Source organism: Vibrio ostreae, assembly GCF_019226825.1.
GTDB lineage: Bacteria > Pseudomonadota > Gammaproteobacteria > Enterobacterales > Vibrionaceae > Vibrio > Vibrio ostreae.
The window spans coordinates 892886-907644 of record NZ_CP076642.1; the positions used below are offsets into that span (position 1 = coordinate 892886).

Here is a 14759-nt window from a genome sequence, read left to right on the forward strand (position 1 = left end):
ATCGTGACGCATTGTGCTCCACCTCTGTTGTTGCCTGTTTAGAACAGCTGAAATAACCATGCCGAGTGTATGTGAAAGCGCTATCAATAAACACTGATTTTAACATAGTTGTCACAAATAAAATCTAGCGATATTACGTAGGTTTTTTACATCATTTATTAATACAATTGATTGAATTATTAATGATTCACCCTAACTATTCATTAGTCCTGTTGTGGCACCTTTGTTGTTAAATAATTGTTATATCGCAAACTTTATCGCATTAGTTGTGCTTTTTTTGCTAAAAAAATCATCAAAAATATGTAACACTTATACTGTTTTGGTTGTTTAGTTACCAAACTCATCAACTAAACACGTTGTCTGTCGCTGGAGCCAAAGGATGTTCTAGAACACCCCGTTCAATAAAAAACCAAATAAAAAATATTGGACGACGGCTATCTAGTGGTCAGGGCGGATAACGGAGTAGTTATTATCTGCAATTGAGAGAGATTTAAGTCCCATGAAGAAGGTATCTGGTCAAAAAGGATTCAACCAGTTCGGCTCTGCTACGTCTGAAAAACTGGTCGATGTGGTTCTTATCGGTGGCGGTATCATGAGCGCAACGCTCGGCACCTTTATCCAGCAACTTGAGCCAAGCTGGACTATCGAAATGTTTGAGCGTCTGGACGAAGTCGCTCAGGAAAGCTCAAATGGTTGGAATAACGCTGGAACCGGACATTCAGCATTAGCGGAATCAAATTACACCCCTCAAACGCCTGACGGCGAAGTCAAGATGGGCAAAGCGGCTAATATTTACCAGCAATTCCAGCTTTCACGCCAGTTCTGGGCATATTTGGTCCAGGAAGGTTTGATTAAAGACCCGGCTACCTTCATCAACAGTGTTCCTCACATGAGTTTTGTGACCGGTGAGCACAACGTAGAATTTTTGCGCAAGCGTTATCAGCGTCTGCGCACTAGTCCTCTGTTTGACGGCATGGTTTTCTCTGAGGACCGTGAACAGATCAAATCCTGGGCTCCGCTCCTGATGGAAAATCGTGATCCAAATCAGCCGATTGCTGCGACCCGCTCACGCTTTGGTACCGATGTTAACTTCGGTGCCCTGACCCACCATATGGTCGATATTCTGCAGCAAAGTGAAAACTTTGCGCTCAGCATGCAGCATGAAGTGCGCACGCTTAAACGTCAAAAAGATGGGACCTGGAAAGTTACAGTGAAAGATCTGACCACCAATACCACGCGTACTGTGCATAGCAAGTATGTGTTTATTGGTGCTGGCGGCGCTTCACTGACTCTGCTGCAAAAATCAGGGATTCCTGAAGCTCGTGCCTATGCGGGTTTCCCGGTCGGCGGCCAGTTTATCGTTTCCGACAATCCGGATATCGTCAACCAACACCGCGCCAAAGTGTACGGTAAAGCGGCAGTCGGCGCGCCACCGATGTCAGTACCGCATATGGACACCCGTATCATCGATGGGAAAAAAGTGGTGTTGTTTGGCCCATTTGCCAGCTTCTCGAGTAAATTCCTTAAGGAGGGTTCGTTACTGGATCTGTTTGGCTCCGTACGCCCGTCAAATGTATTGCCGATGACTCAGGTCGGCCTGAAAAGTTTTGACCTGGTCAAATATTTAGTCGGTCAGCTCGTACAAAGCAATGAAGATCGTATTAACGCATTACGTGAATTCTTCCCCAATGCCAAGGCTGAAGACTGGACTCTATGGCAGGCTGGCCAACGCGTGCAAATAATCAAGAATGTCCCGGGTAAAGGTGGGGAACTCCATCTGGGCTCAGAGCTGGTACACGCCGAAGATGGCAGCCTGACTGCGCTGCTTGGCGCATCCCCGGGCGCTTCTGTTTCAGCCTCTGTAATGCTGGAACTGCTGGAGCGCTGTTTTGCCGACCAAATGGCTTCCGATAAATGGCAAAGTAAGATCAAAGCCATGGTCCCTTCTTACGGTCAGTCACTGCAAGATAATCCAGAGCTCAACCAGAGAATTCTGCTTGAGACCAGCCAGGTACTGCAGCTTGAGCAGGATCTGCTTGAGATTCGCGCCGCGAAAGCTCAGAGCGTGCAGGACAATCAGCAAGCTGTTGCCACTCAGGCTTAAACTGTTATTCATTCGACCCATGCCGCCCAACCGGGCGGCATTTTTGATCCCGCATCATGACTGATGTCAATCACCAGTACAAACGGGACACACAGCAAAAATCACGCCCCGGAACCGAAGAAAATACGATGACCATTGGTATTTACCTGGGTGCTGATTTATCCAATCGACTCAATCGGTACGGACAAGGTGGCTTTAACCCGATCCAGTGCAACTATGGTGCGAAACCACTTCACGTTAGGATTCGAGTGAAATAATTTATCGCAGATTTGCTGAAAACGTTGCATGTTAGGTACCAGCAGTACCAACATGAAGTCGGCCTCTCCGGTCACGTAATAACACTGCTGAACTTCCGGTCCGGAAAAACTGTGTTTTAATAGTTGCAGATCGGTGCTGTGGGTTTTGTCGGCCTGCACTTCCACCAGAATCGTGATCACCTGGTTGAGTTTATTCGGGTCCAGCAGCGCAACGCTAGCCTGGATATAGCCGTTATCCTTAAGTTTCTGGATACGACGCTGTACCGAAGCTGTCGACAAATGCACCATCTCCGCCAACTCACGTAACGGAGTTTGGCAATTGTACTGCAGCTGCTGCAATATTGAGTAATCGTACTTATCTAATGTCATGCCCGCCTCACTTCATGAGAAAATTTCTCATAAACACTATGTATTTAGAGCACCTTTATCAAGTAATACGCAATAAAATATCTCTCTATCGAAATGATCACAGACCTGAACCATGCAGACTCAAACGAACACCGCTCTGGGTGTCACTCTCAACGTTATCGCATCAGGCTTCTTTGCCCTGATGTTTGCTTATACTGCTCTGCTGAAAGACGTCGAGGGCACGGAAATTTATGGCTGGCGTATTGTGTTAACCCTGCCTCTGCTGACTCTGTTTATTGTTATGCGCGGTTACTGGCCGCAAGTGACTACCATATTGCGCCGCATCATCAATGAGCGTTATTTCTGGGCAACGCGCATGCTGTCATCATTTCTGGTCGGGCTACAGTTATGGTTATTCATGTGGGCTCCGGTGAACGGCTACGGCCTGGCTGTCTCACTCGGCTACTTTATGATGCCGATTACCATGGTTGTGGTCGGCAGGTTTGCGTTCAACGACAAAATGTCACGCTTACAGCAACTGGCATGCGGCTTCGCAGTCATAGGGGTTCTGAATCAACTGATTATTTCTCAAACCTTGGCCTGGCCTACGCTGGCAATTTGCCTGTGCTACCCAGTCTATTTCTGGCTGCGGCTGAAAACCGATACTAACAGTATCGGCGGAGTCTGGTTTGATATGCTGCTGAGCGTACCATTCAGCCTGTATTGTCTGATACACAGCGGGGATGTACTTTCAACCTTGACCACCAGCTACCAACTGCTGTGGCTGGTATTCGGGCTTGGGATTATCAGCGCTATGGCGCTGGCGTTTCAATCCCTTTCCGCGCCTCATCTCAATCTCAGCTTATTTGGTTTATTGATTTACGTTGAACCCGTTATGCTGCTATTCGTGGCGCTGTTACTGGGTGAATCCATCAGCCCTAAAGAATGGCCGACCTACATCGCAATCTGGCTGGCGGTTATGGCGTTAGTCATCGAAGGAATTCGCGGGCTAAAAAACACGCGCACCCAACTCAAAATAAGCCGTCATTCGTAACCCATAGCATTTGCCCCCCGGACAACCGGGACAGACACCCACCATCCACAGACAAACGGGACACACGCCCAGTCGAGTGGTGTTCTGGTGGCAGAAGCACGAACTGCCATCGTGTGGCATGACCGGCCGCGCCCAGGTCTATGTTGAACATGAACGTCTGTCCCTAAAACGATGTCTGCCCCAAAACAACGGCGTCTGTCCCCAACACCATTCCGCCCAACAAGGTACCGAGCGATCGGCTGAAAATCCGCACTGATTTCACCGCTTAATCTGGCACTATAATGCCGTGGGACGCAGGCGCTCTGATTGCGCCGCGCGGGAGACTGCCCGCTGCGGGTAGAGAACCAATATGATACCGCTCAGAAACGCACTGCACGCGACCCACTGTGCAGCCGACAGCTGTTCACCGTAAATAAGATACCCACTCAGCAACGCAAATACAGTCACCATGAGTGTCATGGGTGCCAATTGACTCATTGGATATTTAAGGACCATTTTGTTCCATACCCAATAGCCAAATAAGGTGGTCGGGTACGCCTGGAACAGAACCGATATCCAGGCATTGATACTCCAATGCTGATAGGTTGCGACAACGCCGTCCCAGCCATTGAATGCCACACTCAGTACAATTAAAGGCACAGGAGCAAACAACATCCCCCAGATATTAAAAGCAAATGCCTGACGGGTACCTGACTGGCGCACAATCACTCCTGCCAAAGGCCAGCACACCGCCGAGATCATGATGAACATCACCCCGCTCCAGGTCACGTTTCCGTTGGTGTAAATAATTGACACCACAAGCCCGGCTAAGGCCAGCAAAATACCCGCAGCCATGCGGCGCGATATCACCTCTTTGTACACCAAGACCCCGACCAGGACAGTCGTCAAAACGTCCGTCTGCAGCAGTACTGATGCCATACCCGACGATAAACCAAATGTGATGGCGCAAGACGCCATACCCCAAATCCCGGTGCCAAACACTAAACCGTAACTCACCAAATAACGCCAACCAACATTCGGCCGCCGGATGAAAAAGATGATTGGAAACGTGGCACAAACGAAACGCGCTGCAGCGATGAGCAGCGGGTCTAGTGCGCTGACGCCAAGTTTAATCATAGAAAAGTTGAAGCCCCAAATGGCCATTACACTCATGATGAGCAGTAAATCTCGTCCCTGCATGGTTATCTTTCCGCATTGTTTGCCTGGGTTTCAGTGTCGCTTGCCAGATAAAAGCAGTACAGATACAATTTTTGTAATTTTAACCAGTACAGTGGAGATGGTCACCGCATGAGCCGATACAAACAGCTGGCCACCAGATTCATTCAGGACATCGAGGCCGGAAAACTTAATCCGGGCGACCGCATGCTGTCTTTGCGCCAGTTTGCCAGACAACACAGCGTCAGTATTTCCACTGCCGTCAGTTGCTACGCAGAACTTGAGTCGCAAGGTTGGCTGATCGCTCGTCCTCAATCAGGCTTTTTTATCACGCGACACACCCACCGTACCCTGCCACCTGACTGGCAGCCTTTTAGCAGTCAACCCATCACCCCAACAGTGAGCAGACAGCGTACGCTCTCTCCCTGTGGCCCGCTAGGCACATCGCGCTTGCAATTAGATTCTCAGACACAGCGAGCTTTAGAGCGTAGCTTGCGGCGCGCGATAAAACGAGCGGCGGAACAGATCACCTTTTACCCCGAACCTCAGGGCGAATCCGCTTTACGCATAGCACTGGCTGAGCACTTTACCCTTAGCGGATTTCCACTCAGCGAGCACGAGCTGGTGATTACCCACGGCTGTATGGATGCGGTCAGCCACGCGCTGCAAATATGCACCCGTCCCGGCGATACCGTTGCGGTGAGCTCACCTTGCTACAATGGATTACTGGATTTGCTCGCCCAGTTGTCTCTGCGCGTACTTGAAATTCCTTCGCTGCCCGATGGAATTGATTTAGACCAGTTTGAAGCCAAACTGCAACAGCACGAAGTGCAAGCCGGCTTGTTCTGCACGACCCATATGAATCCGCAAGGAATTACGCTCTCCAATGTCCAGAAACAGAGACTGGCACAGTTGGCGAATCAGTATCAGGTACCTGTCATTGAGGATGATGTTTATTTTGAACTACCGCATGCCAGCCAGGCGTCACTGCCAGCCTGTTACCATGACGACGGAGGGTACATGCTGTGGTGCGGCTCGGTCTCAAAAACTTTGTCACCCAGTTACCGGCTCGGCTGGTGCCGCCCCGGGCGCTTTTTCCCAGCGTACAACCGCCGAGCGCTTGGCGTTCCAACCCTGATTCAGTATGCTCTGGCAGATTTTATCGCCAGCGGCGCTTACGCAACTCATCTCAAGCGGGCGCGCCAGCAACTTAACCAGCACAAAATAAGCTATCAAAATTATTTGAGCCAGCATCTGCCATCAGACAGTCGAATGACCCAACCCGATGGAGGCTTAGTGCTGTGGATTCAGATCCCTGGCCTGAACACGGAAGCCCTGGGCCAGGCCGCGGAACAAGCGGGGCTGGATATCCGCATCGGCCCTTGGTTTACCGAATCGGACCGCTATCGAGACTGCCTGCGCATTAATATCGGCTTTGCGCTCGATGAGTATATTAAACAAGAGCTACAACAGCTAATAAACCTTATCGAATACCATATAGAATAAACCTTATTTATCAGTAAATTAACAATACACGTCCTGTTTTGCCTCTATATTATTGTGCGACAGGAACACAACTCGCCCTCCGGAATTGCTGAAGTTGATTCAGCAATCAAAATTTAGCTTCACTTCGCGTATCACTGCCAGCAAGATCACATTGCTATCAGTTGCACATTGCCGCTTCCCCTTTATCAGGCGTATGTTTTTGCTGAATCGATTCAGTTATTAAAAATAACAACAAAAGATAAGGAAAGAACATGAAAATCAAAACTTCGTACGCTGCCATCCTGCTCAGTTTAGCCGCAATGAATACTCAGGCCGTTGAGTTTGTGCTAACCAATTCTGCCAGCGGTGAAGATGTCGGCAACTGGCAAGTCAGCAACCAATCGTTAGGTTTATCGGCTAACACGCCTTTCTCAGTAGAAAAACGCCGCCTGCATGGCGGAAAGCAGCTGGGGGTGGACGTACTCATCGTTAATAATGGTGAACTGACGATCACTCTTGTTCCAACCCGCGGCATGGGGATACTCAAGGTCGAACGGGATGGCAAACGTATTCTGGGCTGGGACTCCCCGGTCAAAGAAGTGGTTAACCCGGCCTTTATCGATTTGGAAAGCCGCAACGGTCTGGGATGGCTGGACGGATTTAATGAAATGCTGGTGCGCTGTGGTTATGAATGGACCGGACACCCTGGCGTGGATGACAACGGACAACTGCTGAGCCTGCATGGTCGCGTGCAGAATACACCGGCTTCCAGCGTCAAAGTAACTATTGATGACGCTGCGCCGCACAAAATAACGATTGAAGGCGAAGTCTCTGAACGTACCTTCAAAAAAGCCGAGTTGGTTACCCTGACCAAACTCGAGGTGACTCCGGGCTCTAACCGCTTTTCCTTGCATGACACCCTGACCAACCAAGCAGACTATGACGATGAATACCAGATCATCTACCACTCCAACTTTGGCCGCCCCATCCTGGAACAGGGTGCGAAAGTGATCGCCGCAGCGAGTGAAATTTCTCCCTTCAATGACTACGCCAAGGCTGGCCTGAAAGAGTGGCAAACCTACCTCGGCCCGACAAAAAACTTTGATGAGATGGTATTTAACCTCAAACCAATCGGTGATGCGGACGGCAACAGCCTGGCGGTTTTACACAACAAGAACGGCTCTAGCGGTGTTGCGCTGGGCTACAACGTCACTCAGTTACCGGTGCTGACATTATGGAAAAACACCGACACCGAACAACAGGGCTATGTGACGGGCATTGAGCCGGGCACAAGCTATGCCTATAACACCAAGTACCAGCGCCCGCTCGGGCTGGTCCCGACCATCAAGGCTGGCGAAAGCAAACACTTTGATGTCACATACACTGTGCTGCGCAATAACAAAGAAGTCTCTCAGGCGGTGAACAAAGTCAAGGAAATTCAGGGACAGACGCCACTCAAACAGCTTACGCAACCACTGGTTGATTTAAGCAAAGCAGACTAATAGAACAACCGGCAGGGTTAATATTCGCCCTGCCGGTTGTCCTCCCTCCCCCAATTGTATGTGGGACAGATGTTTTTAACTGGGACAGACGCTGATTTTTAAGTGGAAAGACACCGTAATCAAGACCAATAGAGCTGGACAGACGCTCTGCCCTAACACTGCATTTCTCATACTTGAACCACAGCCAAATTGCACGACTCTCCAAGCTGACCCGCAGTTCTTTTATCTCCGGTTGCGAAAACTCTGATTGGATCCACAATCTGTCCATGCCTGTACAAAAGAGTCGACCATCATGACCACAGCCCGTGCCAAACTTATTTGTCCGCAAATAACGCCCTATTATCATTGCGTGTCACGCTGTGTCCGACGTTCATTCTTATGCGGCCAGGATCACGTCTCTGGTCGTTCCTACGAGCATCGCCGCCAATGGGTCGAAGACAAAATCCTTCATCTCGCAGCTATCTACTGCATCGATATCTGCGCCTATGCTGTAATGAGCAACCACTACCACTTGGTGGTGCGTATTGACCACGAGTCTGCGTTAGCATTATCCCCGGCTGAAGTCATCGAACGCTGGAGTATCGATCACCACTTACCGGCAATCATACAGCGATTTAAATCCGCTCAGACAACCCAGCCAGAAAATGATAAGTGCATGAAAATCATAGAGACATGGCGGGAAAGATTGTCTTCTCTCAGTTGGTTTATGAAAGAACTCAATTTTGATATCGCTCTTCAAGCGAACAAAGAAGACGAATGTACCGGACATTTTTGGGAAGGGCGGTTCAAGTCCCAGGCGCTACTGGATGAAAAGGCACTCCTGGCAGCAATGGCTTACGTTGACCTGAACCCGGTACGAGCCAAAGAAGCATCAACGCCGGAAAAATCCAGATACACTTCACTCAAACTGAGACTGAGTAAAGCGGCAAAAGGTCTAACTCAATCGCCGCCATTACTTAATTTTGTTGGCTTTAATGGCTCTTTGCAAACCAAAGGCCTTCCTTTTTCCTTCCAAGATTATCTGCATCTGGTGGATTGGCTAGGCAGACACATTAAGCCGGATAAGGCCGGGCATATCTCTTCTGCACAACCGGATATCCTCACCCGTTTGGCGTTGTCAGCACATGATTGTCTCTATCTTTGCACCCAACTCGAAGCGAAACCACGCTTGTGGATAGGTGGCGCACAAAAATTACTGAGTGCCAAAAACCGGTTAAATCGCCGCCGCATGGTAGGCCTGGTGATCTCTTAACCCCAATAACGTCCGCTCTCTCGCCTACAATACTCACTATTTTGATCTCCGCTAAACATATCACTCGCTCTAGTGGCTACAGCACGGTTTCACAACAGCATTAATTCATATTAGCCACACAAGCCTGAGAATTAGCAAGCCATAATAAACATGCCTGTCCTTTACGTCACTTTACGTCATCTCAGCACACAAGCCTGCCGGTACGCCTGTCCCAACAATAACCCCATCAGTGAGAACTTACTTGATAATTCAATGAAATTAAGTAACTTGGCATTAAATATGAGTAGAAAGTCAGACGGAAAACATAGATGGAACTGGATCTTTATGTGGTGGATGCATTCACCCAGCAGCAGTTTAGTGGCAATTCAGCCGCGGTTATACCGATTAACGAATGGCTGAGTGATGAACTCATGCTCTCTATCGCACAAGAAAACAACCTGTCCGAAACTGCATTTGTTAAACGTCTCGGACAAGATCACTACGCGATTCGCTGGTTCTCCCCGATTACGGAAATCGACTTTTGTGGGCACGCCACCCTAGCTTCAGCTTATGTGCTATTTAACCATTTCAACACCGGGCACAAACTGACATTTGATACGCTTGCAGTGGGTACCCTGAATGTCACTCAGGCTGAAGATAAACTGATTTCGATGAGTTTTCCTAATCGAGCGCCTCACCCTATCAATCAAGTCCCAGCAGCGCTGCTCGAAGGACTTTCCATCAAACCGGATGAAATCTGGCTCAGCCCACAAGCCTATTTTGCAATTTATCATGATGAAGCCTCAGTGCTTAACGTGCTGCGTAATAATGAGAATCTCAAACAACTGGCGCCGTTTGATGTTGTCGCCACTGCACTTTCGACCAACTATGATTTCATATCACGCTACTTTTGGCCGGCCAATGGCGGTGACGAGGATCCGGTAACAGGTTCAATTCACGCGGGTTTGGTACCATTCTGGTCGGAAAGACTCAATAAAACAGAATTGATCGCTTATCAGGCATCAGCACGCGGCGGCATTTTGCATTGCCGTTTAGAAGAAGAAAGAGTGATAGTGGCTGGGCATGCTGTTTTATATTTGCAGGGTAAGATAAACGTCAGCTAAGCGTCTGTCCTGTTTACGTTTCTTTATATGCAAGTTGCAGGCTTAGATTAGGCGAACGGTGCCTGTCCTCCTATAAAACAAGCCTGCCCCGAACGGGGCAGGCTTAATAACATCAGCGAACGGCAGCATGTACTGGCGCCTGTCCTTGTTAACGCTTGTCCTTGTTAACCCTGTTCGGCCGGAAGCACATTTACTTCAAGCTAGCGCTGCACTTGCGATAACTTATCCGGATTAACGTTACCCAGCAGAGCAGGGTTAGCGCCTTCAATCTCAGCACGAATTGCTTTAACTTGTGCGGCATCCACCGCTTTAGCCTGGTTGCCCCAGCTGGAGCGGATAAAATTCACTACTTCAGCCACTTCCTGGTCGCTCAAACGCCAGCCAAACGGAGGCATGGTGATCGCACTCGGTGCCTGCTGTGTGCCGGGCAGCGTGCTACCAGCCAACACAACGTGGATCAGCGAGGTTGCATCTTCGGTCTGCACCACGGAATTCCCGCGCAGGGCCGGGAAGAAGTGGTCGTAACCACTGCCGTCACTCTTGTGACAAGCCGCACAGCTATCGATATACACCGCAGCGCCTGGTTTACTGTCATCGCCATGCCACAACGCGTTGGCCACACTGCCATCGGGTTTAAACGACGCTTGCTGCGGATCTTTTGCCGGCAAGGATTTCAGGTAGCGGGCAATCGCAGTCAGATCCTCCTGCGACAGGTATTGCAGGCTGTGCTCAACCACATCCGTCATCCCGCCAAACACGGCGGTATGCGAGTTACGGCCGGTTTTGAGGAAAGTGACCAGCTCCTGCTCACTCCATTGCCCCAGGCCATCTTTATTATCGCCACGCAAATTCTTCGCCACCCAACCTTCCATTGGGTCACCGCCGGATAAGTAGTCCGCTCCCTCGCCGTCGCTCAGCGCTTTTTCCTGCATGGTTATGGCACGTGGGGTATGGCAAGCCCCGCAGTGACCCAGCCCCTGAACCAGATAACGGCCACGCTCGGTCGCCGCATCCGCATCGCTGTCAGCGCTAAAGTCCTGCACCCCAGGCGCAAACATACCGCGCCACAGGCTCAGCGGCCAGCGCATCGACAGCGGCCACGGAATATCCACGGCATGGTTAGCCTGCTTCACCGGCTTAACCCCTTGCATGAAGTAAACATACAGTGCACGCATGTCCTGTTTACTGACAATGGCGTAAGAAGGATACGGCATCGCAGGATACAGGCTGTCACCATCCTTTCTTACCCCATGGCGTACTGCCTGGTCAAAGTCCTCAAAGCTGTAGCCACCAATTCCGGTCTCTTTATCCGGGGTGATATTGGTACTGTAGATATTGCCAATCGGGGTCGGCATCAACAGACCACCGGCAAACGGCGCGCCCCCTTGTGCAGTGTGACAAGCCACACAGTCTCCGGCGCGGGCCAGATATTCGCCGCGAGCCACCAAATCAGACTCAGGCGTCTGTCCCATAGCAGCGGCGCTTAATCCGCCAAGTAACAGGCAAGCAAACAATTTTTTCATCATGCCTCTCCTTACGCCTGAACCAAAGGACCTGGATTTTTCAGGTATTGTTCGCGAATCGCTCTGGCGGACCAGTAGGTCAGTGCCGCAACCATACCGGTCGGGTTGTAACCCAGCCCCTGCGGGAACGCAGAAGCGCCCGGCACAAACACATTGTGCACATCCCAGCTTTGCAGATAGCGGTTCACTGCACTGGTTTTCGGGTTTTCCCCCATCACCGCGCCACCATTAAGGTGAGTGGTCTGATACTTACGGGCATCGAAATGCTCGCCGGCTTGTTTGGCACTGCCGCTCATCGCTTGCGGATTCATCGCCCTGGCAATGTTAGCCATCTTGTTGTGCATAAACTGCGACATCTTGATGTCGTTCTCCTGCCAGTCGAATGTCATACGCAGCAAAGGCTGACCATGCACATCGGTATAGTTAGGATCAAGATCCATGTAATTGACCCGGTAAGACTGGTGCGCGCCGTGCGCGTCCATCGACACATGATGGTTATAAGCCTGCTTAATCGCGCCTTTCCACTCGCTACCCCAGGCAGGAGCACCCGGTGCAGTCGGCAAACCGGAGATTGGCTTGGTACCCGCCTGGTTAACCCAGAACGGTGAGCCGCCCACAAAGCCGTGCGGTCCGTGATCGAAGTTATCAGCGTTGAAGTCATCCACCGCCACCCCAGCACCGCCGGCACCAATGAAGTTATTGGTGTAGGTATTTTGATCGAAAAACGCCTTGATGGTCGACAGGTTCTGATAGGCGAAATTACGCCCCACCACCCCTTCATTGGTGATGGGGTTATAGGGCTGGCCGATACCGGACAACAGCATCAGATGAACGTTATGGAATTGGAACGCCGCCAGAACCACGATGCCCGCCGGTTGTTCGACTTCTTGGCCTTGTGCATCTATGTAAGTCACTCCCGTAGCTTTCTTTTTATCGTCTGTCAGATTCACGCGCAGCACATAAGAGTTAGCGCGCAGTTCAAATTTCGGCTCTTGCTTCAGTGCTGGCCAGATATTCACATTCGGTGATGCTTTGGAATACATGTAACAGGCGTAACCACTGCAGTAACCGCAGAAATTACAGGGCCCCATCTGGGCACCATAGGTGTTCGTGTAAGGACCGGAAGTATTGGCTGACGGCAGGTCATAGGGATGATAACCGACTGATTCGGCCGCTTTGGCAAACAGCTGGGCCGAATAGGTGCGCTTTTGCGCTTGGAGCGGAAAGCGATCGGAACGATCCGGCGCATACGGGTTACCGCCTTTGCCTTTACCGATCACCTGGCCCCTGACCGACCACTCCGAGCCCGAGGTGCCGAACACTTTCTCCGCTTTATCAAAGAAAGGCTCTAGTTCCTGATAAGAGACACCGAAATCCTGAATCGTCATCCCTTCCGGAATGAAGCGCTTGCCATAGCGCTCTTCATAATGGCTGCGCAGGCGCAGCTCGACCGGGTCGACCCGAAAATGCACGCCAGACCAGTGCAATCCTGCGCCGCCTGTCCCGTTGCCGGGTAAAAACACCGCCAGCTGACGGTAAGGCACCGCCGTCTGCGCGTCGTTGTGGCGAAACGTCACTGTACTTTTGGACAGATCTTGGAACAGTTTGCGCCGCGTGTTATAGGTCAGCTCGTCAATAGTTTGTGGATACGCACCATCGGGATAGGTATCGCGCATCGGGCCGCGCTCTAGCGCCACCACATTCAAGCCGGCTTCTGTCAGCTCTTTGGCCATAATAGAACCAGCCCAGCCGAAGCCAACAATCACAGCATCGGCTTTTTTCATCTGTTTTGCCATGCTTTAACCTCGCTGACCTGTAATAGAAACCGGTGGGAATGGGTAGGCCTCATCACGCTCAACCCAGTCCATAAAATCAGCGCGCGCGCCGGGAAACCCAATCAAATTCCAGCCGACCATGTTCTGGTTGCCGCCATGAATCGGATCGCTGAAGAAACCTTCCCGCGTATTCTGCAGTAAGGTGGCAAAAAACAGGCTGGCTGGCAGCTGCTCAAAATTCACCTGATCATTTTCCATCTGGCTGAGCAATTGGGTTTGTTTGCTGACACTCAACTTGGTAAAACGCTGACCCATTTTCTGCTGCGCAACCTTTTCGGCTTCTGCGATGCCAAGCTTATAGATATCACGTGGCACCAGCGGGCGCTGATAGCCCAGCTCTGGAGCGGCCTCCGGGTTAAACGGCCCTTGCATATACCAGTTCGATCCGCTGCCATAAGGCGTATTCATCTGACGGTCGATAAACTCAGGTACGCCCGCTTCCAGAGCGCCCGGACCATATTGGTCATTGGGAATCAACACTGCGACGGCCGCTTCAATAAAAGCAAACTCTTCGCTGCTAAAAAAGGTCGGGAAATAGTCTCGTGCTTGCTGATTATCTGTCTCGCTTGCAGCTTCGGAAGTAAGGGATGCCGCGCGAGCGACTGATGAAGAGGTCAATCCCCCAAGGGAACTGCCAATGGCAACTGTGGGGATCAAGGCTAAGGTCCTGGCCAGAAAATCGCGGCGTAGCGCACTATCCGGCGTGTCATTGTTGTTAGACATTGCTAGGTTCCATTAATAATTATAATAAAATGTGACTAAAATCTCTTTTTTGTTATAAATTATTTCAGGAATTATTTTGTGAATCAGATCTCATATAAAAAATGTCAATACGAAATTGGAACAAAATTTCAATGACAACCGTCACATAAAATTCACCAAAAGAATGACAGACATCAAATAAATTAACTCTTCAGATAACATAGATTGCTAGCACTCGTTGTTAACCGAGGTGAGTCCGCGTAAAACTCGCCCACCCAAGAGTCGCAAACTCAACCGCAGCTCAGATTGTTGTCTATGGCTTCTTTGGCTAACATGCACCTTGCCGTATCGCTCTGCCTCCTGATTTAAATCCTTTGTACTCAGTGACCAGCGTCCGTGGCATACCACCGTCCTGCCAACTCATCTCAGGAGACTTCAT

Annotated in this window: 11 protein-coding genes; 6 read left to right on the forward strand and 5 right to left on the reverse strand. The window is 50.4% G+C overall.

Translation table 11 applies throughout. From position 1 onward, the window contains the following. The first annotated feature begins 499 nt into the window (after nt 1-499). Nucleotides 500-2104 (forward strand): malate dehydrogenase (quinone), encoded by a 1605-nt coding sequence (mqo, locus tag KNV97_RS03865; RefSeq protein WP_218561572.1) that lies wholly within the window; start codon nt 500-502, stop codon nt 2102-2104. Nucleotides 2105-2262: 158 nt separating this feature from the next. Here mqo and KNV97_RS03870 read toward each other — a convergent pair whose 3' ends face one another. Further along, nucleotides 2263-2730, reverse strand: coding sequence for an Lrp/AsnC family transcriptional regulator (locus tag KNV97_RS03870; protein ID WP_218561573.1), 468 nt, complete (start codon nt 2728-2730; stop codon nt 2263-2265). Nucleotides 2731-2842: 112 nt separating this feature from the next. On the opposite strand from KNV97_RS03870, the gene rarD reads away from it, so the two are divergent. Beyond that, a complete protein-coding gene (gene rarD, locus KNV97_RS03875) occupies nt 2843-3763 on the forward strand; it encodes an EamA family transporter RarD (RefSeq protein ID WP_218561574.1) in 921 nt (306 codons plus the stop codon). A 276-nt stretch (nt 3764-4039) separates the two neighbouring features. Here the strand turns inward: rarD and KNV97_RS03880 are convergent, their stop codons facing one another. After that, on the reverse strand, nt 4040-4942 hold the full coding sequence (locus tag KNV97_RS03880) for an EamA family transporter (RefSeq protein ID WP_218561575.1): 903 nt from the start codon (nt 4940-4942) through the stop codon (nt 4040-4042). Between the two features lie 108 nt (nt 4943-5050). On the opposite strand from KNV97_RS03880, the gene KNV97_RS03885 reads away from it, so the two are divergent. The 4 genes from KNV97_RS03885 (at nt 5051) to KNV97_RS03900 (ending at nt 10260) form a co-directional block, all read left to right on the forward strand. Continuing rightward, nucleotides 5051-6424 carry an aminotransferase-like domain-containing protein gene (locus KNV97_RS03885; protein ID WP_218561576.1) on the forward strand — a complete coding sequence of 458 codons (1374 nt, stop codon included), beginning with the start codon at nt 5051-5053 and terminating at the stop codon, nt 6422-6424. Nucleotides 6425-6675: 251 nt separating this feature from the next. After that, nucleotides 6676-7905, forward strand: coding sequence for an aldose 1-epimerase family protein (locus KNV97_RS03890; protein WP_218561577.1), 1230 nt, complete (start codon nt 6676-6678; stop codon nt 7903-7905). Nucleotides 7906-8197: 292 nt separating this feature from the next. Then, nucleotides 8198-9157, forward strand: a complete 960-nt coding sequence (locus KNV97_RS03895; RefSeq protein ID WP_136483757.1) for a transposase — start codon at nt 8198-8200, stop codon at nt 9155-9157. A 308-nt stretch (nt 9158-9465) separates the two neighbouring features. Beyond that, on the forward strand, nt 9466-10260 hold the full coding sequence (locus tag KNV97_RS03900) for a PhzF family phenazine biosynthesis protein (protein ID WP_136483756.1): 795 nt from the start codon (nt 9466-9468) through the stop codon (nt 10258-10260). 200 nt (nt 10261-10460) lie between these two features. Here the strand turns inward: KNV97_RS03900 and KNV97_RS03905 are convergent, their stop codons facing one another. The 3 genes from KNV97_RS03905 to KNV97_RS03915 are packed head-to-tail and all read right to left on the reverse strand — an operon-like array spanning nt 10461 to nt 14341. Next, nucleotides 10461-11786, reverse strand: coding sequence for a c-type cytochrome (locus tag KNV97_RS03905; RefSeq protein WP_206208381.1), 1326 nt, complete (start codon nt 11784-11786; stop codon nt 10461-10463). 8 nt (nt 11787-11794) lie between these two features. Continuing rightward, nucleotides 11795-13579 carry a GMC family oxidoreductase gene (locus tag KNV97_RS03910; RefSeq protein WP_218561578.1) on the reverse strand — a complete coding sequence of 595 codons (1785 nt, stop codon included), beginning with the start codon at nt 13577-13579 and terminating at the stop codon, nt 11795-11797. Between the two features lie 3 nt (nt 13580-13582). Further along, nucleotides 13583-14341, reverse strand: coding sequence for a gluconate 2-dehydrogenase subunit 3 family protein (locus KNV97_RS03915; protein ID WP_218561579.1), 759 nt, complete (start codon nt 14339-14341; stop codon nt 13583-13585). Between the last annotated feature and the right edge of the window lie 418 nt (nt 14342-14759).